Below are 22,509 nucleotides of genomic sequence, written 5' to 3'. Positions count from 1 at the left end.
GGGTAGCAGACGAGCGCGGCCACCCGAAGTCAAACCCCGCCCACCTGCACCACGTCCCGCCACGAATATCGGGGCGCGTACCCCAACAACAGCCGGGCCTCCCGAATCGAGAGCAGCGTCCCGAACTCGCCGAGTTCCGGCGCGACGGGAACGCCCGGAAACACCTCGGCCATCAGCTCGCGCGACGGACGGTTCATCACCGTATCCGCCGCCGCGACGATGACACTCCGGGCGCCGCTCACGCCCGCCTCCAGCCCCAGACGGCACGCCTGGGCCACGTCCCGCGCGTCCACATACCCCCACAGGTTCCACTGGCGGAGCCCGGCGTCGGTCCAGTAGCCCGGAAAGGCGGCGTAGTCGGGCGGCTCCATGATGTTCGAGATCCTCAGTCCCACGAAGGGAATGCCCGACCAGCGCGCGAACTGCTCCGCCAGCGTCTCCCCTACCACCTTCGACAGGGCGTAGGTGCTTTCCGGAAGCGGAAAGTGCGCCTCGTCCACAGGCGCGTACCGGGGCGGGTTGTCGAAGGGCAGGCCGAGGGTGGTCTCGCTCGACGCCCAGACCACCCGCTTCAGGCCGTTTTGCACCGCCGCCGAAAACACGGCGAAGTTCATGGCGGTGTTCTCCAGAAACGTCCGCCCCGGCGTGGTCAACCCCGGCGCGGGGATGTTGGCGAGGTGCACGACCGCGTCCATTCCGTGCAGCACCTCCAGCGCCTGACCGAGATCGGTGAGGTCCGCGCGCAGGTTCCCGGCGAGGGGATGCGGCAGCCCGGAGGTCTCAAAGGGCGTGAGATCGACCGCCGTGACCTCGTACCCCTGCTCCAGCAACTCGTGAACGACCGAGCGGCCCGCCTTGCCACTCGCGCCCGTGACGACCACCCGCCGTCCATTCACCACGCGTACGCCTCGGGCGCCTGCCCACCCGGTCCCGGCCAGATGGCGTCGAGTTCCCTCAAGGTCTCCTCGGAGAGCTTGACGTTCAGGGCCCGCAGGTTCCCCTCCAGTTGCTCCAGCGTCCGCGGGCCGATGATCGGGGCCGTCACCACCGGGTTGTGCAGCAGCCACGCGAGGGCCACGTCCGCCGGCTGTTCGCCCAGGTCCCGGCACAGCGCCTCGTACCGCTCCAACTGTGGGCAGTACCTCTCGATCTGCCCCTGCATCCGCTCGCTCGCCCGGCGGCCCCCCTCTGCCTTCTGCAACACGCCGCCCAGGAGACCGCCGCCAAGGGGACTCCAGGGAATCAGGCCCAGCCCGAAGGCCTGGCAGGCCGGGATCACTTCCAGCTCGACCGTCCGGGCGCTGAGGTTGTACAGGCTCTGTTCGGACACCAGGCCCAGAAAGTGCCGCTGCGCCGCGAGGCAGTTAGCCTGCGCGATGTTCCAGCCCGCGAAGTTCGAGGAACCCACGTACAGGACCATGCCCTGCCCCACCAACCACTCCATCGCCTGCCAGACCTCCTCCCAGGGAGCCGCGCGGTCGATGTGGTGCATCTGGTAGAGGTCGATGCGGTCGGTCTTCAAGCGCCGCAGGCTGTCCTCGCAGGCCCGGCGGATGTGGTAGGCGGAGAGCTTCTGGTCGTTGGGGCCCTCGCCCGTCCTGCCGTAGACCTTGGTGGCGAGAACGATCCGGTCACGCTGGCCGGGGTTTCGCTCCAGCCAGCGGCCGATGATCTGCTCGGTGACGCCCTCGCCCTGTTTCCGGCCGTAGACGTTGGCGGTGTCGAGGAAGTTCACGCCGAGGTCGAGGGCCCGGTCCATGATGCGGAAGCTGTCAGGCTCGCTGGTCTCGGGACCGAAGTTCATGGTGCCGGGGCACAGGGGGCTGACCCTGAGGCCGGTGCGTCCGAGGTGACGGTAGTCCATGCAACCCTCCTGTCGTTCCGGGTGACCCTACGCCGCGCCCGACCGGTCAGGGCCGACGCGGCCTACTTTCTCAGCGGAAGCTGAGGCTCAGCGCCGCCGGGCGGACGGGCAGGAGAAGGAACCTGGCCCACCCGCAGGATCACGGCACGGCCCGCCTGTCCACTCCACCCGTGCCCCCTCACGTTCAACGCGGCGTTGCCAGGACCCTGTACCCTGACGGGATGCGAGTCGTCGTGATCGGCGCCACCGGGCACATCGGCACCTTCCTGGTGCCGCGCTTGGTCGCTCTCGGCTGCGAGGTGATCACAGTGAGCCGTGGACAGCGCGAGCCCTACCATAACCTGGGGGACTGGAAGGCCGTGCGGCAGGTCAGCCTCGACCGGGACGCCGCCGAGACAGCGGGCGAGTTCGGGCGCGAAATCCTGGCCCTGAGGCCCGACGCTGTTGTCGACCTGATCTGCTTCACCCCGGAGAGCAACCGCCAGCTCGTGGACGCGCTGCGCGGGCGTGTGCAGCACTTCCTGCACTGCGGAACCATCTGGGTGCACGGGCACAGCGTCGAGGTCCCCACACCGGAATCGGCGCCCCGCCGCCCCTTCGGCGAGTACGGCATCCAGAAGGCGGCCATCGAGCGTGACCTGCTCTTCGAGGCCCGGCAGCGGGGCTTTCCCGCGACCGTGCTGCACCCGGGGCACATCGTCGGGGTCGGCTGGGTGCCCCTCAACCCGGCCGGGCACTTCAATCCGGCGGTCTTCGGTACTCTGGCGCGCGGTGAAGGGCTGGCACTGCCCAACTTCGGGTTGGAGACGGTGCACCACGTGCACGCCGACGACGTGGCCCAGGGCTTCGAGCGGGCGTTGACCTCCTGGCGCGCGGCGGTGGGGGAAGCTTTTCACCTGGTCTCCCCCGCCGCCGTGACGCTGCGCGGTTACGCCGAGGCGGTGGCGGGGTGGTTCGGTCAAGAGGCGCGCCTGAGCTTCCTGCCCTTCGAGACGTGGCGCGAGGGGGTGGCGGAGGAGGACGCCCGGGCGACCTGGGAGCACATCGCGCGTAGCCCGAATTGCAGCATCGAGAAGGCGCGCCGCGAATTGGGCTACGCACCCAGGTACACCTCGTTGCAGGCGGTGCGCGAGTCCGTGGACGCCCTGGTCCGGCAGGGCGTCGTCACGATGAGCTGAGGGCGAAGAGCGGGAGCGTCGGCCGATCTGCTCTGCTGACTGGGCGCGCCGGAACAGGAAGTGACCCCGCCACCCGGGAAGGGGCTGCCTGCCGACTTCACCCGGGTGGGGTCTCAACACCGTACGTCCTGGCGTGGGTGACCCCTACCGGCGGATTGGACAGCCGCCAGACAAGCACGCCGGGGCCTCTTGATGTGCTGCATTGACGAATGTGGCCGCCTCATAGGGGTCGTCCAGTGACGCTGGTGCAGGAGGCGTGTGCGTGGGGATGGTGGCTGAGAGGGGGAGGCTTGCGCTGGCTCGTGAGTTTGGCGGGGGCAGGAGGGGGAGGCCGGGGGGTGGTCCTGACTTGCCTGAAATGTATTAATTGTATTAAGCGGGTACGAGGCGCGCAGCTCCTGTCCTGGGACGTGTCTTTCAAGGCAAGCCGCCGTGGCGTTCAGGGGGTCCGCCAGGCGCAGCGCCGTCCAGCGCGACTCTCAGCGTCAGGGGCGACAGCGCACCTGGGGCCGCCGGCAAAACTGCGCTCGGCCTTGCAGGTACTGGTACGTCGTCTCCGCCTCGGGCACCCCGTACCCCAGTGCCTCCCAGCGCCGCCCCGAGGCCAGCAGATAGCGCCGGTCCACCACCGTGAGGATCGCGCTCTGGTCCCGAAAGACCGTGTGTTCCAGGAAGCGGTTCCGGAACGGGCCGCTCAGGATCAGCGAGACGTCGGTCACGTCGCCCAGCGCGGGGGACGTGACGGTATACAGCGCCCGCTTGGAGGGGGCGAGTTGTGCCGGCGTCACCGAGGACCGCAGGATGTCGAGCTGCCAGGCCTGCGCGTCGCTGCTCAGGCGGCTGAAGTTGATCAGGACGCGCCCGGCCTGGGTGAGGTTCCACTCGTCGATGACGAAACCGGGGCCGAGGTCGAGGTGGGTGCCGACGACTTCCAGGTGGGCGGTTTCCGGGCTGCGGGTGAGGGCGAGGAGCCGCGCGAGGTCGGGGAGCGGGACCGGGGCGGCGGGGGCCGTGCCCAGCACCACGCTGGCGAGGGCGATACCGAGCAGGCGGGACATCGCCTGGAGTGTAAGCGACCCGGGTCCTCGGCGGCGCGACGATGACGGGTGAACCGGACGCGTGCGCCCCCCCTGCCGCTGGCCCTCAGCGCCTTGGGGCTGCTGATCTGTGAACGCTCGCGCCTCATGCCTCACCCCTCTTCCCCTGCGGCCCTTGGGCGCCGTCTTGACGCAGGTCCGTTGCCCCGCGCCCCCACTCGCCGAGGCCCCGGCACGCCTTGAGCGCATCATTGCTCCTGGGCTGCCCCTAAGCTGACCCCATGCGCCTGCGCGACCTCGGTCTGCCTCTCGTCCTCTTCGGCCCGCTCTCTCCGGGGCCTCTGAACGCCATCACCGACGTCCCGGGGGTGCGGGTGGGTCACACCACCCTGATCGAGGGCGAGGGGCCGCTGGAGGTGGGCCGTGGGCCCGTGTGCACCGGGGTGACCGTGGTCCAGCCGCGCCCGGGGCTCACCCGGGATCAACCCTGTTTCGCGGGCGTGGTGCGCTTCAACGGCAACGGCGACCTGAGCGGCGCCGAGTGGCTTCGTGAGAACGGTACCCTCACCACGCCGGTCGCCCTGACGAATACCCACGCCCTGGGCACCGTGCGCGACGCCATGATCACCTGGGAGGGCCGTCGCCGCGCGGACACGGGCCTCTACTGGTGCATGCCGGTGGTGGGCGAGACCTTCGACGGCACCCTCAACGACATCTGGGGAGCGCATGTCCGCGCCGAGCATGTCTGGGCCGCCCTCGACGGGGCGGTGGGCGGGCCCGTCCCCGAGGGCAACGTGGGCGGCGGCACCGGGATGATCTGCCACGGCTTCAAGGGCGGCACCGGCACCAGCAGCCGCGCGGTGAGCGTGGGGGGCGAGACCTACACCGTGGGCGCTCTGGTGCAGGCCAACCAAGGCCGCCGCCCGGAGTTGCGGGTGCTGGGCCTGCCGGTCGGGCGGGTGCTGACCGAGGACCGGGTGCCCACCCCCTGGAGTGCTCCCACGCCCGGCAGCGGCTCCATCGTGGTCGTCCTCGCCACCGACGCCCCGTTGCTGCCGGGGCAGTGCGAGCGGCTGGCCCGGCGGGCAGGCATAGGTCTGGCGCGCACCGGGGGAGGGTGCGACGACAGCAGCGGGGACTTTTTCGTGTGTTTCGCCACCGGAAACGCGGGGCTGCCAGTCGCCGACTATGCCAGGGGTCACCACGGACGCCAGGAGGTCCGCATGGTCAGCAACGACACGCTGAGCCTGCTCTTTCACGCCGCGGCGGAGGCGACCGAGGAGGCGATCCTCAATGCCCTGCTGGAGGCCAGGACCCTGAGTGGCGTGAATGGGCGCACGGCCCACGCGCTGACGCCCGACCTCCTGCGCTGGGCGCTGAGGGAACTGGCCCTGGGCGGGGCGCACAGCGGGGCGTGAGGCGATCTTGCAGACCTGGGTGGGACCGGTCCCGGAACTCCACACCGCAAGGAGGTGCGGGCGCAGCCGGACTGGCGGACACGGAGTCGGCGCGGCCCCTGGCGGGGCCCAGCGGGCGGACCCGGCGCGGGCAACGGCGCCCAGAAGGAGGCGGCGATGGGCGAGATGGGCGCACAGGGTTACCTCAAGACGTACTACACCGAGCGCGCCAGGCACCGTGCCAACCACGCCCGGCGCATCAGCGGTCGGGGCGAGATCAAGCAGGCCGAGGCCTTCATGCGTGTCATGCTGCAGGTGATCTCCTCATGGTGAGCGCGAAAGACTTTCTGCCCTTCGGCGTCTCCACCGTGTACGAGGCGTCCGGGCGTCAGGGGCTCGTCGATACCGAGCTGCACCAGATCATCCCCGGCAGCCGCGTCTGCGGGCCTGCCCGGACGGTCCTGTGCGCCCAGGGCGACAACTTAATGGTCCACGCCGCGATGGCCGCCGTGAAGCCCGGCGAGGTGCTGGTGTTGGTCATGCCGGAAGAAGAACCCGTCGCGCTGGTCGGGGCTCTGCTGGCGACCCAGGCGAAGGTGCATGGGACCGCCGGAATGCTCATCGGCGCCGCCGTCCGTGACGTGGAGACCCTGCGCGAGATGGACCTGCCGATCTGGGCACGCTTCATCCGCTCGCGCGGGGCGAAACGGTCGAACACCGGAACGCTGAACGCCCCTGTACAGCTCGGCGGGACGACCATTCGCACGGTGACCTCGTGCTGATGGATGCCGACGGCGCGGTCGTGATCCCGCAAGACTGCGTGGAGGACGTGCTGAGCGCCTCCCGGGCACGTGAGGGGAAGGAGGCCACCAACCGCGAGAAGTTCGAGTCCGGCGTGCTGTCCATCGACCTGTACGGCCTGCGCGAGGAACTGGCCCCCCTGCTCGTGGAGACTTGAGTATGGACCTCCAACAGGTGACGCTCCTGGGACTGGGCGAGGCGGGCAGCGCGATGGCTCACGACCTGCTGGCGGCGGACGTGCAGGTCCGCGCCTATGACCCCGATCCAGCCCGGCAGGTGGACGGCGTGACGTCTGCCCGAGACGAGGCCGACGCCGTGACTGATTCGCAGATCGTCTTCAGCGTGAACTGGTCGCGGGTGTCGCTGGACGTGGCCCGCCGGGTGCGGCCCGCCCTGCACCCCGGGCAGATTTACGCCGAGCTGAACACCTCCTCGCCGGACAAGAAAAAGGCGGTGGCGGAAGTGCTTGGCCCGGGGGCCCTCGTGGCCGACGTTGCACTCATGAGCTCGGTGCCGGGGAAGGGCATCCGCACACCCATGTTGGTGTCTGGCCCCGGCGCGGAGCGGTTCGCCGAACTGCTGCGCCCACTGAATGGTCCGGTCACCGTCCTGAATGGCCCGGTGGGGCTGGCCGCCTCGCGCAAGCTGGCCCGCAGCGTGTTCTTCAAGGGGCTGGCCGCCGCGGTGGGCGAGGCGCTGGAGGCGGCGGGGCGAATGGGCCCGGAGGCAGAGGAGGCCCTGCGCGCCGACATTGCCCAAACTCTCAAGGAGGCCGACGAACGCACCGTGGACCGCCTGCAAGAAGGCAGCCGCCTCCACGCCGTGCGCCGGGAAGAGGAGATGGCTGCCGCCGCCGAGATGCTGCGCGCACAGGGTCTCGACCCATTGATGGCCGAGGCGACCCGCGCGTGGCTGGCCCGGCTGGCGGGGGGCGAGGAGCCCACGGCACCATGAGTGCCCCACCCGGCACCCCCAGCAGTTGAGCTTAGGGCGCCGCCACATGCCCTGATCCTCGCGGTCACGCTTCCCAGCGGTCGCACCTCACCCGACCGTCAGGTCGTCGTTGCTGCTCCCAACCGAGAGTTCCAGCCGTCTTGTCTGCCTGGAGGTGCAAGCAAAGAGGTCGCTTCACGGTCGTCGGTCCAATTTCCCGCCTCACCCCCTTGATGGACGAGCAAGGAGCACCGCATGAAAAGCGCCACGATCACCCTGGTTACCACCTCTCTCGGCCTCCTCGTCGCCTGTAGTTCGACCCAGCCCGTCGTCACGCAGCCGCCTCTCGCCCCCGTGGCGCAGCAGGTCGCCTGCTCCAGTCTGGTAGGCCTGACGGTGCCCATCGGTGCCGTCGGGTTGCCCACCACCGGCGCCAGCGTTCTGGCGGCCACCGACACGACCGACACCGATCCCTCCGGCGCGGCGCGCGACTACTGCAAGGTCACCGGCAGCATCTGGGCGGTGGACCCGAACGCCTCGCCGATCAACTTCGAGGTCAACCTGCCGAAATCTTGGAACCAGCGCATGCTCCAGTACGGCGGCGGCGGGACCAACGGCACGGTCGTCACGGGCCTGAACCAGTTCAGCGAGGGGCCCGCCACCCTCCCCACGCCGCTGGCGCGCGGCTACGTGACGCTCGGCAGCGACTCGGGCCACTCCTCGGTGGGCAAGCCGCCCTTCGACACCAGCTTCGCCCTGAACCAGGAGGAGCTGATGAACTTCGCCCAGTGGCAGGTCAAGAAGGCCGTGGACGTGGCGAAGTTCCTGACGGGAGAGATGGACGGCCAGAAGCCGAGGTACACCTACTTCGCGGGCGGCTCGCAGGGCGGGCACGAGGCCTTTGACGCCGCGCAACGCTACCCCGACGACTACGACGGCGTGATCGCCAACTACCCGGCCTACAACCTCCAGAACATGTGGCAGGGCGCGCTGGCGCAGGCCAAGGCCATCTACGGCAACCAGTCGGGTGTGCCCAGCGCCTCGTGGAGCAGCCCGGCCAAGATCGCCACCCTCGTGAGTTACGTGCAGACCCAGTGCGACGGCCTGGACGGGGTGGAGGACGGCATCATCAGCGATGTCCCGGCCTGCAACGCCAAGGTCACCATCCAGACGGTGAAGACCGCCCTGCGCTGCCCGGACGGCGCCGATACGGGCGACACCTGCTTCTCGGACCCGCAGCTCACGGCGGTCGAGAAGATCGGCTCGCCCGTGCAGTTCTCGTTCGCCTTTGCCGGGGGCACCACCACCTATCCGAGATAGCCGATCCTGGAGGGCGCGACCACCGGCAATCACCTCGGGCGCACGAACACCGCCGACCCGAGCAAGGTGCCGTTCGGGCCTGACGGCACGGCGTTCCAGTACTTCCCCGGCAAGGGCGCCGTGACGGGCTTCATCACAAAGAACCTGAACGCCGATCCCCTGGCCTTCGATCCCAGCCAGTGGGCGACGCGCATCCAGCAGGTGTCGAGCTGGACCGACGCAGTGAGCACCGACCTGAGCGACTTCACGGACCACGGCGGCAAGCTGCTGCTGACCCACGGAACCATCGACGATTCGATCACGCCGTACAACACCGTCATGTACTGGCAGAGGCTCGTGGCGGCGAACGGGCAGGCGGAGGTGGACAGCTTCGCCCGGTTCTACCTGATTCCTGGTAAGGGCCACGGCGGGGGCATCTTCAACGCCAAGGTCGACCTGCTCTCTGCGCTGGAGGCCTGGGTCGAACAGGGGCAGGCGCCGGGCCAGCTCGTCGCGGTGGACGGCAATACGGACGCGGGCACCACCGCGACGAATGGCCGCACCCGCCCGCTGTGCCGGTACGGCAGCCAACCGAGGTACACCGGCCCGGCCAACCCCACGCAGGCGCAGGCGAACGACGCGGCCAACTTCACCTGCACGGCGAACGGAGCCTCGTGAAGCTTTAACGAATTCTCCTCCGAATCTTCGCAGGACCCAAGCAGGCTAGGGGCTGGGCGTGACCGGGGCAATTCGAGCACTCATTTCAGCCCAGCCGCGTCCATCTGTCGTCGCCGAGTTCTACTCACCCTTTCGCCCGAGGAGCCTCTCCTGATGTCTCGACTCCACTTTTGTCTGCTCAGCTCCGCGCTGCTCTCCTCCTGCTCGATGATCACGGGCACGAAGACCTACAGCCTGAACTTCGACGGCCAGACGTACCGTTCCGGCACCACGACCGTGAACGGCAAGGCGGTGCGCTACCGCGCTTACGAGAACCTCGTCTACGTGCAGCGCCCGGAGGACGTCACCACCGAGATCATGAACATTTACGTGCCCGAGGAGTATTTCGAGGGCAAAGCCGTCGGCAGCTACACGGCGCAGACGGCCCCCATCTTCCTGCCCAACCAGATCGGTGGCTACCTGCCCGCACAGCCCGGCACGGTGGAGGGCGGCGGTTTGGGCGGCATGGGCCTCGCGGCAGGGGGTCAGGCGCCCACCACGGCCAACACCCCGGCGGCCACCCCCACCACGGCAGCGGCGAGCGCCCCGGCAGGCAGCTCCTCCGGCACCACGAGCAGCGCTCCGAACGCCATCCAGACGGCGCTTTCTCGCGGGTATGTGGTGGCCTCCCCCGGCGCACGTGGTCGCAGCAGCAAGAACGCGGCGGGCGAGTACGTCGGCAAGGCCCCGGCCGCCATCGTGGACCTCAAGGCCGCCGTGCGCTACCTGCGCTACAACGACCAACGCATACCCGGGAACGCCGAGCGCATCATCTCCAACGGCACCAGCGCGGGCGGCGCGCTCTCGGCGCTGCTGGGCGCCACCGGCAACAACGCCGACTACGAACCGTACCTCAGGGCCCTGGGGGCAGCCCCGGCCCGCGACGATATCTTCGCCGTCTCCGACTACGCCGGAATCACCAACCTCGATCACGCCGACGCGGCCTACGAATGGCAGTTTAACGGGGTCAACGACTACACCAAGATGCAGATCACGGTGGTCAGCGGCCAGGTGCAGCGCACCCAGATTCCCGGGACTCTCACCACCGATCAGATCAATGTCTCTAACGATCTGAAGGCCGCGTTCACTCCCTATCTGAACGGGCTGGCCCTGAGGAACGGGGACACGGTGCTGAACCTCGACGCAGCCGGGAACGGCAGCTTCAAGACCTACGTCGCCTCGCTGGTGCAGGCCTCCGCGCAGCGCGCGCTGGACGCGGGCACCGACCTGTCCAGCTTCACGTACCTGACCATGCAGGGAGGCAGGGTCACGGCCGTGGACTTCGACGCCTATGTCAAAGCCGCCGGACGGCAGAAGACCCCACCCGCCTTCGACGGGCTGAGCCTGGAGAACGCCGAAAATGAGCTGTTCGGCACCCGGACCGTGAATGCCCGGCACTTCACGGCCTACAGCCAGCAACACACGGCGGTGACGGCCACCCAGGCGGACGCCCAGACGGTGGGGCTGATGAATCCCATGAATTATATCGGCACGCCCGGAACGAAGACGGCGGCGCACTGGCGCATCCGGCAGGGCACGGCGGACCGCGACACCTCGCTGGCGATCCCGGTGATCCTGGGGACGAAGCTTAGCAGCAGCGGGTACGACGTGGACCTGGCACTCCCCTGGAACGTGCCCCACAGCGGGGACTACGACCTGACCGAGTTGTTCGCCTGGATGGATCGGGTCGTCGCCCAGTAAGCACTCCGCCCGGCCAACGTTGAGCTGGCAGTTGCGTCGGGCGTGGCAGACGAGCCGCGGCGAGGCGGCAGGGGCCTGGGGGCTGCAAGTGCCCCGTTACCCGACGGAGACGACGCGGGTGCAGGAGGTGTGCGCAGCGGGGGGAAGACGACCCGAACGTGCCGTTCCTGCCTCCTGCACTGCGGCGCTGGGATGACATCCAGCGCCGCGAACCGGACATGCTTGGCTTGGCCGTCGAGTCTCTGCGGGGTCGAAGGAGGCGTTCCAGCCCCACGTTCAGGGTGACCCTGCGGCATGTGGCCTGCTCAAGCGAGAGCCACAGCACCACCCTCACGCGTCCTCGGTGGCCTCCAGCGTCACTCCCACCAGTCCTCTTGCGAGGACCCTCCGGAGCGGCATACATCTGTGCTCTGAACGATTGTTCACCTCCTCTCCACCTGCACACAGCCAGCCGTGGGGCAGGCGGAGACCTTGGCCGACGAACGAAGGCGCGACCTGCCTCGACGGGTCGCCTGCTTCCAGCCCGGGTTCAGGCCGTCAGCACGAGAATGGCCCGGTCGCGGAACCGGTCGGCATGCCATCGCTGACCAGGTGAAGCCGCGTTCTCGATGCGTGACGACCCCACATTCGGGAGCAAGCTGTGGGCGAAGGCGAGGACCGCCCCCCGTCACGCCAATCTGGGAGGTGAGCCGCCACCGCCTGCCCGCGCCGCGCCCTGCGGGAGGCGCGTCGCCGTGCCGGGGCACCTGCCAAGCGTCCCCCTCGGCGCATCTTTCCAGCGCTTGGGTCCCGGCCCCAGGCCGGAATCCGTGCCCTGCGGTGAATGCCTTCCAGACGAAGCCAGGGGACTGGAAAGCGAAAGGGCCAGCTCCGGGAAGGCCGGAGGAAGCCCGGTGTCGTGGCTGGCCCGGTCCCCAGCGCCCTTCCGGGGATTCGCCTGGAAGGCCGGCCTTGTGCGCGGGCGACCCTGACCCACGCATCACCCGAGTGGCGGGCCCTGAATGAAGGAGGGCCGAGGGCCCGGGGTGCCGGTCCGGCCCCTGCCCGTCGTGGCCTGGATGCCCCTCGCCGTATCCGTGCTTCCGGCAACCCCTGCGGGGTTCCCAGGATGTGGTGCGGACCGCCCTCCTCGCCGCCGAGCCCGGCAGGTCCTGCCGCCAGGCTCCCGGGCCTGCGGGCCGGGGCAGGAGCACCAGGTGGACGTCGACCAAAACCGCAAGGTCTCAGGGACAGAGACCTCCGCCACTCCCATCCGGACGCTCCCCTTTACGCCCGCCGGTACCGTTTCACGGGTCTTCCCACCTTCCGCGCGTCCGCCTCGGCGGCGGCCTCCCCTTCCACGACAAGGTGTTCGAGGTAGCGCCAAGCCGTCACGCGGCTGAGGCCGAGCAGCCCCCCGACCTCGCTCGCGGTCCGGGGCAGACCGTCGCGCAGGGCGCCGCGCACCCGCCCGAGGGTAGCCGGGTCAAGGCCGGAGGCGGGAGCGGTGGGCCGCAGGAACAGGGCGTCGAGGTGACCCTGCCGCACGGCCTCCTGCCTCCAGAGGGCCGCCCGCTCGCGCACCCGGTCGAGGGCCAGCGCGAAGCGCTCGGGGGAACACGGTTTGACGAGGTAGTCGGCGGCGCCGAGCGCGAGGGCATCCTGTACGCTCGGGGTGTCGCTGGCGGCGGTGAGCAAGACGGCGTCCACCCGCGTGGAGTGGAGACGCAGCTCGCGCAGCAGGTCGAGGCCGCGCCCGTCGGGCAGGTGAACGTCGAGGAGCAGCAGGTCGGGCCGCAGGGTCTGGGCCATCGCCCGCGCCACCCGCAGCGTCTCCGCTGTGCCCAGCACCTCGAAGCCGCCCGCGCTCTCCAGCAGCCCCCGGTGCAGGGCGGCGATGCGGGGGTCATCCTCGACAACCAGGGTACGGATGGGGGGCGTGGTCATCCCGTTTCCTCTGGGTGAGGGACTTCGAGCGTCAAGCGGGTCCAGGTTCGTCCTTGCGAGTCCGTCACCCGGTCGTGCAAGAGGGTGGCGCCCAGGGCGTCGACGCGAGCCTGCACCAGCGAGAGGCCCACACCCCGCCCCGGTCCCTTGCTGCTCACCCCGCGCCCGGTCAGCGTGGCGGCGAGGTGCGGGGGCACGCCGGGGCCGTTATCACGCACCTCGACGACGATCCCCTCGGGGTCCTGCGCGATCAGGAGGCGCACCTCGCCCGCCGCCTTCCCCTCCAGCGCCTCAAAGGCGTTCTCCAAGAGGTTGCCCACCGCCAGTTCGATCAGGTCGAGGGTGGGGGGCGGCAGGCTGTCGGGCAGGGCGGTGAGGGGATCGAGGGTGAGGGTGACGCCCCGCTCGGCGGCCCGCTCGAACTTGCCGAGAACAAGTGCCGCGAGCCGCACGGGCCGCAGCGAGTGCACGGCGCCCAGGTGCTCGGCCCCCCGCTGGGCCTGCGCGTAGATCAGTGCCAGGGCCTCGCGCGTCTCGCCCAGGTGCAGCAGGCCGGCCAGCGTGTGCAGCCGGTTGGTGAACTCGTGGGTCTGGGCGCGCAACAGGTCGGCGTAGCGCTGCGCCTGGGTGAGTTCGTCCGCCAGAGCGCGCACCCGGGCCAGGTCCCGCAGGACGATCACTTGCGCCCCGTCCGGGGCAGGCCGTACCCCGACGAGGAGGGGACGACCCCGGACGGTCAGGGGCACCGGAGAATCGGGGTCGGGCGCGTCCAGCACCGGGGGCAACTCGGGGAGGAGGGTGCCCAGCGGCACGGGCAGCTCGCCCGGCTGCGTTCCCAGCAGCGTCCGTGCCTGCGGGTTCATCACGTGCACCTGCTCCCCGCGCACGACGAGCACGCCGTCTTCGAGCGCGTTCAGCACCGTGCGGTAGTGCAGCAGGCCGCCCGCGATCTGCTCGGGTTCGAGGTCGAGCATCTCCCGCCGCACCCGCCGCGCGAGGACCGAGGCAAGCCCCAGGGCAAAGGCGAGCGCGCCCAGGTACCAGGGCAGCGCGACCCGCACCACCCCCTCGAAAACCTCCCCCAGGCGCGGCAGCAAGAACCCCACGCTGGCGAGGCCGAGGACGCGCCCCCCTTCGTCCACCACCGGCACCTTGGCTCTCACCGAGCGCCCCAGGGTGCCCTGCACCGTCTCGGTCACCGGGCGGCCCGCCAGGAAGCTGGCAAAGTCGCCGCCCACCATTCGCTCGCCGATCTGGGCGGGGTTGGGGTGGGTCAGGCGCCGCGTCTCGCGGTCCGTCACGACGATGTAGTCGGCGCCGAGCAGGGTGCGGTACCTGTCCATCAGCCCGTTCAGGCTCGCGCGGGCCGCCGGGTCCCCCTCCAGCGCGGACCGCACCGGGGGCAGGGTGGCGACGAGCCCCGACTCCCGCAGGGCCCGGTCCGCGTAGGTGCGGTGGATCACCCCGCGCAGGCTGGACGAGGCGAGGAGCGCGAGCGGCAGGGCGAGCAGCATGAAAGCGGCGGCGATGGAGAGAAAGAGCCGCGACTGGACCCGCAGGAGGCGGGGCGTATGCGGCAGGGCCACCTCGCGCGCCAGGCTCAGAGGAGCCGGGGGACGGGTGGAAGAGGGTGCAGCCGTGGGAGCGGGGTGGGGAAACACCAGGGGCAGTTTGCCAGACCTCCAGAACACCTCGCAGGGTTTGGTTCACCGTACGGACAAAAAAGAAATGGCGCGGGCTCGGATTTCCTGCGCTGGGGGGTCGTTTCCGGCGAAGTGAAGCTTTGATGAAGTCAGGCGACCGGGCCGGGAAGGGTCCCCGGTCCACCATGACCGCACAAACTTCTGCCCCAATCCTGGGCTTCCGAGCCCCCCTTCGTCCGTACGCCCGCGCCGCCCGGTCGCCGTCCGTCCTGCCACCTTCTCTCCCATGAGGTATTCCTATGCCCAAAGTGTTTCGCAGCCTCTACGTCCAGGTGCTCATCGCCATCGTGCTGGGCGTGCTGCTGGGCTTCCTGTTCCCGAAAGTTGGTGAGGGGCTCAAGCCGCTCGGGGACGGCTTTATCAAGTTGATCAAGATGATCATCGCGCCGATCATCTTCGCGACCGTGGTGAGCGGCATCGCCCACATGCGCGACACGAAGAAGGTGGGGCGGGTCGGCGGCAAGGCGCTGCTGTACTTCGAGGTCGTCACGACCTTCGCCCTCGTGATCGGCCTGGTGGTCGTGAACGTGTTGGGGCCGGGCCGGGGGCTGAACATCGACCCCGCCACCCTCGACACGGGCAGCATCGCCACCTACACCGAGGCGGCGGGCGAGCGCACGGTCGCGGACTTCGTGCTGCACATCATCCCCGACACCCTGATCAGCGCCTTTACCGAGGGTGATCTCCTCCAGGTGCTCCTCGTCGCGGTGCTGTTCGGCTTTGCCCTGTTGCGGCTGGGCAAAGTGGGCGAGACGATCCTGGCGGGCATCGAGGCCGTCAACAGCGCGGTCTTCGTGATCCTCGGCTTCGTGATGCGCCTGGCTCCCGTCGGGGCGTTCGGGGCGATGGCCTTTACCATCGGCAAGTACGGGGTGGGGTCCTTGGCCCAGCTCGGCTACCTGATGGTCGCCTTCTACGTCACCTGCCTGCTGTTCGTGTTCGGGGTCCTGGGCCTGATCGCCCGCGCCTACGGATTTTCCATCTTCAAGTTCATCCGCTACATCAAAGAAGAACTCCTGCTCGTGCTGGGCACCTCCTCCAGCGAAAGCGCCCTGCCCCGGCTGATCACCAAGCTGGAGCACGCCGGAGCGAGTAAGAGCGTGGTCGGGCTGGTCGTGCCCGCCGGGTACTCCTTCAACCTCGACGGCACCAGCATCTACCTCACGATGGCCGCCATGTTCATCGCGCAGGCCACGGGGACGGAGCTGAGCCTGGGGCAGCAGCTCGGGTTGCTCGGCATCCTGCTCCTCACCTCCAAGGGCGCGGCGGGCGTGACGGGCAGCGGCTTCATCACCCTGGCGGCCACCCTCAGCGCCGTGGGCAGCGTGCCCGTCGCGGGCCTCGCGCTGATCCTGGGCATCGACCGCTTTATGAGCGAGGCCCGGGCCCTGACCAACTTCGTCGGCAACGGGGTCGCCGCGCTCGTAATCGCCCGCAGCGAGAACGCCATCGACGAAAACCGCCTCCAGCGGGCACTGAACGGCGAGCACCTCCCCGCCATCACCCCCGAGGTGCTCGCCGAGGAACGCGGAGAGGGCCGCCAGATCGACGGGCCGCTGCCCGCGTAAGCCCAGCCAGCCCAAGGCAGGCGCCCCCCTGATCGACTTCGTGTCCGCGTCCACGCTGCCCTCAGCGCCCGACCCTTTTGCAACAAGCGCGGAGGAGCGTGAGGCAGGGGGCCAGAGAACAGCCGCCCGGTCCTCCGCTCCGTTATGGCCTCTGTCTTACGCGAAGCTGGGCCGCCGCCCCAGGGCCCGCAGCCGCAACATGCTCCCCACGAAGACCGCGGTGCTGATGAGCGTCACGACGAGCAGGGTGATGAAGGCCGCCTGCGCCCCCAACGAGGGCTTGAGGGCCGCGAAGGTCAGCGGGAGGATAAAGCCGCCCAGACCGCCCAGCAGCCCGACGAGGCCACCCACCACGCCCATCTGCCCCGGGTACCACTGCGCGACCAGCGTGTAGGTGCTCGCCTTGCCCACGCCCATGCCGACTCCGACGACGGTGGTCAGCAGCAGGAAGGTCGAGAGCGGCAGTTCGCGGGTCAGGGGCAGCAGGCCGAGCAGCATCACCGCGAAGGAGGCGACCGTCACCCCACGCGGCCCGAAGCGGTCGCTCAGGTAGCCGCCGAGGGGCCGCAGCAGGCTCGCCGGGAAGATGAAGAGGGCGGTGAGCAGGCCCGCCTCGGCGAGGGGAATCTCGTAGTGATCGACGTAATACTTCGGCAGGAAGAGGCTGAGGGCCACGTAGGCGCCGAAGAAGACCACGTAATACAGCCCGAAGCGCCACACCTGCACGTTGCCCAGGGGCCGCAGCCAGTCGGCCAGGGTGCGCTGCGGACGGACAGCGGCGTCGGCAGGGGTCAAACGGGCGGTGAGAAGTGCGGCCAGCACGAGCATCAGCGCGAACACGAAGGGAACGAAGTGCCAACCCCCCGGGATCAGCAGCCCGGCGGGCACGAGCGTGATCAGGAGGGGCGCGACGAGCTTGGTGATGCTCGCCCCCGCATTCCCCGCCCCGAACGTTCCCAGCGCGAGCCCCTGCCGCGAGGCGGGCACCCACTGCGCGATCCAGGCATTGCCCACCGCGAAGCTCACCCCCGCCAGCCCCACCCCGAGGGCGAGCGCGAGCAACGTGTCGTATCCCTGCGCGAACGAGAGCGCCAGCGAGAAGGCGGCGGTCACCAGCGTCACGGCCAGGAACATCTTCTTGCCGCCGAGACGGTCGGCCAGCAGCCCGGCGGGCAGGCGCAGCAGCGAGCCCGTGAGCACCGGAATCGCGGTGAGCAGCGTGAACTGCGCGTCGGTGAGCCCGAGCTGCTTGCGGATGGGCAGCGCCACGATGGAGAACATCACCCACACGGCGAACATCAGCGTGAAGCCGAGGGTGCTCCAGGTCACGACCCGCCGGGCATCGGCGGTGAGGGCGGGGGCGGGAAGGGGGATGTTGGCAGGCTGGGTCATACGGGAACCTCGGGAAGAGTGCTGAGCGATGAGGAGAGGCCGGAAGGGGATGGGTCAGACGGGCACTCCCCCCTCCAGTGGGGTGGTTCGGGTTGGGCGGACTTCGAGGACAGCGACGGGAACGGGCATGAGGCTGGCGGGCGTCGCCTTGAAGGCGGGCATCCGCGAGTGGGGGTCCAGATGGTCGGGACTCGTCAGCAGGTTCGCGCTCGCCTCCCAGTGGAAGGGCATAAAGAGGGTGTCGGGGCGCAGGCCGGGGTTGAGCGCCACCGGCAGGTCGAGCGTGCCGTGCCGGGTGGTGACGCGGGCGAGGTCGCCGGGTTTCAGGCCGCGCTCACGGGCCGTCTCCGGGTGAACCTGAAGTTCGAGGTTCGCGCGCAGGGCCGGGTTGCGGCGGGTCTGGGTGCCGCTCTGGTACTGGTTGCCCAGCCGCCCGGTCGTGAGGGTGAGCTGCCGGGGCGCGGGGGGCGGCGGGAAGCTGGGGACGTGCAGCCGGGCGAGGCCGTCCGGCGTCGGGTACGTCGGCGCGTAGGCGTAGGGGGTGTCGGGGCCGTCCGCGCTCCGCACCGGCCACTGGGCACTCGCGCGGTCGAGGCGTTCGGCGCTCAGGCCGCTGTAATCGGCCACGCCGCCCTTTGTTACCCGGAAGAACTCGTCCTGAAGCTCGCGGAAGGTGGCGTAGGTGAAGCCCTGGGGCCGCCCGACCGCCGCCGCGAGGTCGCACAGGATGCGCCAGTCCTCGCGGGCCGCGCCGGGGGCGGTGATCGCCTTGCGTCGGCGTTGGACGCGACCTTCGAGGTTGGTCGTCGTGCCCTCCTCCTCGCACCACATGGAGCCGGGGAGGACGAGCGTGGCGAGCTGCGCCGTCTCGCTGGGCAGGAAGTCGATGACGATGAGGTGGTTGAGGGCCATCAGGCGTTCGCGGACCTGCCCCGCCCCCGGCGCGCTGACGACCGGATTTGAACCCAGGACGATCAGGGCCTCGATGCCGCCTGCCTCTCCGCAGGCGTTGAGGAGTTCCTGGGCACTCACGCCAGGCTGGGGCAGGTCGTCGGGCGAGCAGCCCCACAGGGCGGCAATCTCCGCACGGTGCCTGGGATTGCGCAGGCTGCGCGCCCCGGGAAGCTGATCCGCCTTCTGCCCGTGTTCGCGCCCGCCCTGGCCGTTGCCCTGCCCGGTCAGCGTGCCGTAGCCGCCCCCCGGCTTGCCGAAGTGCCCGGTCAGAAAGGCGAGGTTGAGGTAGGCGTGAACGGTGTCGGTGCCGTGCGCGTGCTGCTCGGGGCCGCGTCCGGTCAGGATCAGGGGCTTGTGGGCGTCGGCGTAGAGGCGGGCGAGGGTGAGCAGTTCGTCTTCTGAGATGCCGCACTCGTGCGCCACGCGGGCAGGCGGGTAATCGTCCGCCTGCCACAGCACCTCGGTCATGCCGTGGGCAGGGGCGGTCGGGCGGATGCGGCCCCAGGTCTTCATCAGGTGGAGCAGGCCCAGGGCGAGGATGCCGTCGGTGCCGGGGCGCACGGCGAGGTGACGCCCGGCCACCTTCGCCGTCGAGGTGGCGCGCGGGTCGATGGAGTACACGGCGGCTCCCCGGTCCCGCGCCCCCTTGAGGTACTGCATGACCGGCGGCAGCGTCTCGGCGATGTTCGCGCCCACGAGCAGGATCAGGTCGCTCGTGCTCATGTCGTCCAGCGGAAAGCCCAGGCCCCGGTCGTAGCCCACCGTGCGGTTAAGCGCCGTCGCCGCCGAGGCCATGCAGTAGCGCCCGTTGTAGTCGATGTTCGCGGTGCGTAGCGCCAGGCGGGCGAACTTGCCGAGGAGGTATGTCTTCTCGTTCGTCAGGGCGCCGCTGCCGAAGACGCCGACCGCATCCGGGCGGGTGGTGAGCAGGGGCCGCAACGCATCCGAGACATAGGCCAGCGCCTCGGCCCAGCTCACGGGCACGAGTTCGCCGTTTTTCCGCAGCAGGGGCTGGGTCAGGCGGTCGGGGTGGCGCACATCGTTCAGGGCGGAGAGACCCTTCTTGCAGACGGTGCCGTGGGCGACGGGGCATTCCTTGGTAGGTGCCGCCTTGACGGGCAGGTTCTCCTCGATATGCAGGTCGAAATTGCACTGCACCGCGCAGTACGGGCAGGTCGTCCGCACCACGCGCGTGGACGGGTCGCGGCTGAGGGAGGGCGCGCTTGACATGGGCGCACCCTGGCAGGAGACGAGGAGAGAGTCAAGGCCAAATCTGCAGGCTGTTCTCGAAATTTTAGACAAATCGCAGAAAAGTGGGCCACTTACTGCGTAACCGCCCAAAACGTCTGGTCAACCTGGCCTTTTACCGTTGACAATCTGCACTACATCCCGCCCAATGGTGACGTTGCGGCGGGCTTTCCTCGTTCCGCCCTCTCGGAGGACCCCATGACTCAACCCACCCCCCAGACTCAACTCCCCCACGTCGTCATCGTCGGGAACGGCATGGTCGGTCACCGCCTCGTGGACAACCTGCGCGCCCACGCTGGAGCGGACGCCCTCAACATCACCGTGATCAGCGAGGAGACCCGGCTCGCCTACGACCGCGTTCGCCTGAGCGCCCACTTCGACGACGACCGCCCCGACCTCTCCCTCGCCACCGACGCCGGGTACGAGGGCCAAGGCGTAACCGTGGCCTGGGGCCGCGCGACCGCCGTGGACCGCGACTCCAGGACCGTCACCGTCACAGGCAAGGCTGGGGAACAGACGCTCGCCTACGACGCGCTCGTCCTCGCCACCGGCTCCTTCCCCTTCGTGCCGCCCATTCCCGGCAAGGACGCGTCGGGCTGCTTCGTGTACCGCACCTTGGATGACCTCGACGCGATTCGTACTGCCGCCCGGACCTCGCGCGTCGGGGCCGTGATCGGCGGCGGGCTGCTCGGGCTGGAGGCTGCCGGGGCACTCCGCAAGCTGGGGCTGGAGACGCACGTGGTCGAGTTCGCCCCCCACCTGATGCCCGCCCAGCTCGACGCGGAGGGCGGCGCGCTGCTGAGACGGATCATCGAGGATAGGGGCATCGGCGTGCACGTCTCCAGGGCGACGAGTGAGGTCAGCACGGACGCCTCGGGCCGCGTGACCGCCCTCGCCTTCGCGGACGGGTCGCGGCTGGAGACGGACCTCGTGGTCTTCTCGGCGGGCATCCGGCCCCGCGACGACCTCGCCCGCGCGTGCGGCCTGACGGTCGGGGAACGCGGCGGCATCCAGATTGACGACCGCTGCGTGACGAGCGACCCCGCCGTCTACGCGGTCGGTGAGTGCGCCCTCCATAACGGGCGGGTCTACGGCCTCGTCGCCCCCGGCTATGCGATGGCGAAGGTGGCGGCGGCGAGCCTCCTCGCGGACCTGGACTTGAGCGGGCCCACGGACGCAAAATTCGTCGGTGCGGACCTCAGTACCAAGCTCAAGCTGCTCGGCGTGGAGGTCGGTTCGTTCGGCGACGCGAAGGGGCAGACACCAGACTCGCGCTCGGTGAGCTTGAGCGACAACGTGCGCGGCACGTATTCCAAGCTGGTCCTCAGCCCAGACGGGACGCGCGTGCTGGGTGGTCTGCTTGTCGGCGACACGGCCCGTTATGGCGCCCTGCTCGACCTCGCGCTTTCGAGCACGCCGCTCACGGTCCCGCCCGAGACGCTGATCGTGCCGCCTCTGCCCGGAGGTGAAGCCCTCCCGGTCAGCGCGAACGCCCTCGTCTGCTCCTGCGAGAACGTCCGCACGAATACCCTTGTCGAAGCCATCGAGGGCGGCTGCCGTGACGTGGCGGGCCTGAAGAAGTGCACCGGGGCGGGGACGGGTTGCGGGGGCTGCGTGCCGAGTATGCACAGCCTCCTCCAGACGGAATTGCGACGACTCGGCGAGACGGTCACCAACCACCTCTGCGAGCACTTCCCGCACTCGCGCCAGGAACTCTTCAACCTCATCAAGGTGAAGGGCCACCGCACCTGGGACGAGGTGCTGAGCGCCCACGGCACCGGGCTGGGCTGTGAGACCTGCAAGCCCGCCGTGGCGAGCATCCTGGCGACACTGCACAACGAGTACGTCCTCAAGGCCGAGCACGCCCAGCTTCAGGACACGAACGACGCCTTCCTGGCGAACATCCAGAAGAACGGCACCTACTCGGTGATGCCGCGTGTGCCGGGCGGCGAGATCACGGCGGACGGCCTGATCGCCATAGGCGCCGTCGCCAGGAAGTACGGCCTGGCCTGCAAGATCACGGGCGGGCAGCGCATCGACCTCCTCGGCGCCCAGCGCGACGACCTCCCCGCGATCTGGGGCGACCTGATCGCCGCGGGCTTCGAGAGCGGGCACGCCTACGGCAAGAGCCTGCGAACGGTGAAGAGCTGCGTCGGCTCGACGTGGTGCCGCTACGGGGTGCAGGATTCGACCGGCCTCGCGGTGAGGCTGGAACTGCGTTACCGGGGTCTGCGCTCCCCGCACAAGATCAAGTCGGGCGTCTCCGGCTGCACCCGCGAATGCGCCGAGGCGCGCGGCAAGGACTTCGGCGTGATCGCCACCGAGAAGGGCTGGAACCTCTACGTCGGCGGCAACGGCGGGGTGACACCAAAACACGCGGTCCTCCTCGCCGCCGATCTGGACGAAGAAACGCTGATCCGCACGATTGACCGCTTCCTGATGTTCTACGTGCGCACCGCCGACCGCCTCCAGCGGACGAGCACGTGGCTGGAGAACCTGGAGGGCGGCCTGGACTACCTCAAGGCCGTGATCATGGACGACACGCTGGGCATCTGCGCCGACCTCGACGCGGCGATGTCCCAGCACGTGGACACCTACTTCGACGAGTGGGCCGTCGCGCTCGCCGACCCCGAGGGCCTGACCCGCTTCCGCACCTTCATCAACAGTGACGCCCGCGACAACGCCATCCAGTGGGTGGACGAACGCGGCCAGATTCGCCCAGCGTTCGAGCACGAGCTGACTCCCCTGCCGATGGCGGGCGGGGACGACTGAGAAGCCGGGGTGCAGGAAG

16 protein-coding genes and 1 pseudogene are annotated in these 22,509 nt (G+C 69.6%); 10 read left to right on the top strand and 7 right to left on the bottom strand.

The genetic code is table 11. The features are described 5' to 3' along the window. Positions 1 to 29: 29 nt before the first annotated feature. Positions 30 to 899, bottom strand: a complete 870-nt coding sequence (locus IC605_RS09575; RefSeq protein ID WP_343216565.1) for an NAD-dependent epimerase/dehydratase family protein — start codon at positions 897 to 899, stop codon at positions 30 to 32. Further along, on the bottom strand, positions 893 to 1,864 hold the full coding sequence (locus IC605_RS09570; RefSeq protein ID WP_216322399.1) for an aldo/keto reductase: 972 nt from the start codon (positions 1,862 to 1,864) through the stop codon (positions 893 to 895). Before IC605_RS09570 ends, IC605_RS09575 begins: the two co-directional genes overlap by 7 nt. A 221-nt stretch (positions 1,865 to 2,085) precedes the next feature. On the opposite strand from IC605_RS09570, the gene IC605_RS09565 reads away from it, so the two are divergent. Further along, positions 2,086 to 3,042 carry an NAD-dependent epimerase/dehydratase family protein gene (locus IC605_RS09565; RefSeq protein WP_216322396.1) on the top strand — a complete coding sequence of 319 codons (957 nt, stop codon included), beginning with the start codon at positions 2,086 to 2,088 and terminating at the stop codon, positions 3,040 to 3,042. Positions 3,043 to 3,527: 485 nt separating this feature from the next. On the opposite strand, the gene IC605_RS09560 is transcribed toward IC605_RS09565, so the two are convergent. Then, on the bottom strand, positions 3,528 to 4,100 hold the full coding sequence (locus IC605_RS09560) for a hypothetical protein (RefSeq protein WP_216322394.1): 573 nt from the start codon (positions 4,098 to 4,100) through the stop codon (positions 3,528 to 3,530). A 260-nt stretch (positions 4,101 to 4,360) separates the two neighbouring features. Here IC605_RS09560 and IC605_RS09555 point away from each other — a divergent pair, with 260 nt between their 5' ends. The 7 genes and pseudogenes from IC605_RS09555 to IC605_RS09520 all read left to right on the top strand — a co-directional run bounded on the left by IC605_RS09555 (position 4,361) and on the right by IC605_RS09520 (position 10,927). Next, the gene (locus IC605_RS09555) at positions 4,361 to 5,497 is read left to right on the top strand and encodes a DmpA family aminopeptidase (RefSeq protein ID WP_216322391.1); all 1,137 of its coding nucleotides are present in this window, start codon (positions 4,361 to 4,363) and stop codon (positions 5,495 to 5,497) included. A gap of 54 nt (positions 5,498 to 5,551) precedes the next feature. Then, entirely contained in the window at positions 5,552 to 5,809 is a 258-nt protein-coding gene (locus IC605_RS09550; protein WP_216322388.1) for a hypothetical protein, read from the top strand. Further along, positions 5,803 to 6,258, top strand: coding sequence for an RraA family protein (locus tag IC605_RS09545; protein WP_216322385.1), 456 nt, complete (start codon positions 5,803 to 5,805; stop codon positions 6,256 to 6,258). The genes IC605_RS09550 and IC605_RS09545 overlap by 7 nt, the downstream gene beginning before the upstream one ends. After that, complete coding sequence (locus tag IC605_RS09540) at positions 6,252 to 6,434, top strand: RraA family protein (RefSeq protein ID WP_216322382.1); 183 nt, start codon at positions 6,252 to 6,254, stop codon at positions 6,432 to 6,434. Before IC605_RS09545 ends, IC605_RS09540 begins: the two co-directional genes overlap by 7 nt. 2 nt (positions 6,435 to 6,436) lie before the next feature. Further along, the gene (locus IC605_RS09535; protein WP_216322379.1) at positions 6,437 to 7,231 is read left to right on the top strand and encodes an NAD(P)-dependent oxidoreductase; all 795 of its coding nucleotides are present in this window, start codon (positions 6,437 to 6,439) and stop codon (positions 7,229 to 7,231) included. Positions 7,232 to 7,465: 234 nt separating this feature from the next. After that, positions 7,466 to 9,187, top strand: a pseudogene (locus tag IC605_RS25670) (tannase/feruloyl esterase family alpha/beta hydrolase). Between the two features lie 153 nt (positions 9,188 to 9,340). Beyond that, positions 9,341 to 10,927: a subtype B tannase gene (locus IC605_RS09520; protein WP_216322370.1), complete on the top strand. Its 1,587-nt coding sequence runs from the start codon at positions 9,341 to 9,343 to the stop codon at positions 10,925 to 10,927. Positions 10,928 to 12,193: 1,266 nt separating this feature from the next. On the opposite strand, the gene IC605_RS09515 is transcribed toward IC605_RS09520, so the two are convergent. Together IC605_RS09515 and IC605_RS09510 are read right to left on the bottom strand one after the other, a co-directional pair. Next, the gene (locus IC605_RS09515) at positions 12,194 to 12,853 is read right to left on the bottom strand and encodes a response regulator (RefSeq protein ID WP_216322368.1); all 660 of its coding nucleotides are present in this window, start codon (positions 12,851 to 12,853) and stop codon (positions 12,194 to 12,196) included. Next, entirely contained in the window at positions 12,850 to 14,439 is a 1,590-nt protein-coding gene (locus IC605_RS09510; protein WP_343216564.1) for an ATP-binding protein, read from the bottom strand. Before IC605_RS09510 ends, IC605_RS09515 begins: the two co-directional genes overlap by 4 nt. 356 nt (positions 14,440 to 14,795) lie before the next feature. Here IC605_RS09510 and IC605_RS09505 point away from each other — a divergent pair, with 356 nt between their 5' ends. Next, complete coding sequence (locus IC605_RS09505; protein ID WP_216322365.1) at positions 14,796 to 16,124, top strand: dicarboxylate/amino acid:cation symporter; 1,329 nt, start codon at positions 14,796 to 14,798, stop codon at positions 16,122 to 16,124. Positions 16,125 to 16,280: 156 nt separating this feature from the next. Here IC605_RS09505 and IC605_RS09500 read toward each other — a convergent pair whose 3' ends face one another. Then, entirely contained in the window at positions 16,281 to 17,516 is a 1,236-nt protein-coding gene (locus IC605_RS09500) for an MFS transporter (protein WP_216322362.1), read from the bottom strand. 54 nt (positions 17,517 to 17,570) lie between these two features. Beyond that, positions 17,571 to 19,700, bottom strand: coding sequence for a molybdopterin oxidoreductase family protein (locus IC605_RS09495; protein ID WP_216322359.1), 2,130 nt, complete (start codon positions 19,698 to 19,700; stop codon positions 17,571 to 17,573). A 216-nt stretch (positions 19,701 to 19,916) separates the two neighbouring features. On the opposite strand from IC605_RS09495, the gene nirB reads away from it, so the two are divergent. Then, a complete protein-coding gene (nirB, locus tag IC605_RS09490; RefSeq protein ID WP_216322356.1) occupies positions 19,917 to 22,490 on the top strand; it encodes a nitrite reductase large subunit NirB in 2,574 nt (857 codons plus the stop codon). Positions 22,491 to 22,509: the final 19 nt, after the last annotated feature.

This window comes from Deinococcus aestuarii (assembly GCF_018863415.1).
Taxonomy (GTDB): Bacteria; Deinococcota; Deinococci; order Deinococcales; family Deinococcaceae; genus Deinococcus; species Deinococcus aestuarii.
This window is presented reverse-complemented; position numbering and strand designations above follow the sequence as displayed.

Bases quoted from the DNA above. Each gene is read 5' to 3' on its own strand.
- IC605_RS09515 (WP_216322368.1), bottom strand. From the start codon at position 12,853: ATGACCACGCCCCCCATCCGTACCCTGGTTGTCGAGGATGACCCCCGC.
- IC605_RS09535 (WP_216322379.1), top strand. From the start codon at position 6,437: ATGGACCTCCAACAGGTGACGCTCCTGGGACTGGGCGAGGCGGGCAGC.
- IC605_RS09545 (WP_216322385.1), top strand. From the start codon at position 5,803: ATGGTGAGCGCGAAAGACTTTCTGCCCTTCGGCGTCTCCACCGTGTAC.
- nirB (WP_216322356.1), top strand. From the start codon at position 19,917: ATGACTCAACCCACCCCCCAGACTCAACTCCCCCACGTCGTCATCGTC.
- IC605_RS09570 (WP_216322399.1), bottom strand. From the start codon at position 1,864: ATGGACTACCGTCACCTCGGACGCACCGGCCTCAGGGTCAGCCCCCTG.
- IC605_RS09520 (WP_216322370.1), top strand. From the start codon at position 9,341: ATGTCTCGACTCCACTTTTGTCTGCTCAGCTCCGCGCTGCTCTCCTCC.
- IC605_RS09495 (WP_216322359.1), bottom strand. From the start codon at position 19,700: ATGTCAAGCGCGCCCTCCCTCAGCCGCGACCCGTCCACGCGCGTGGTG.
- IC605_RS09500 (WP_216322362.1), bottom strand. From the start codon at position 17,516: ATGACCCAGCCTGCCAACATCCCCCTTCCCGCCCCCGCCCTCACCGCC.
- IC605_RS09565 (WP_216322396.1), top strand. From the start codon at position 2,086: ATGCGAGTCGTCGTGATCGGCGCCACCGGGCACATCGGCACCTTCCTG.
- IC605_RS09505 (WP_216322365.1), top strand. From the start codon at position 14,796: ATGCCCAAAGTGTTTCGCAGCCTCTACGTCCAGGTGCTCATCGCCATC.
- IC605_RS09560 (WP_216322394.1), bottom strand. From the start codon at position 4,100: ATGTCCCGCCTGCTCGGTATCGCCCTCGCCAGCGTGGTGCTGGGCACG.
- IC605_RS09555 (WP_216322391.1), top strand. From the start codon at position 4,361: ATGCGCCTGCGCGACCTCGGTCTGCCTCTCGTCCTCTTCGGCCCGCTC.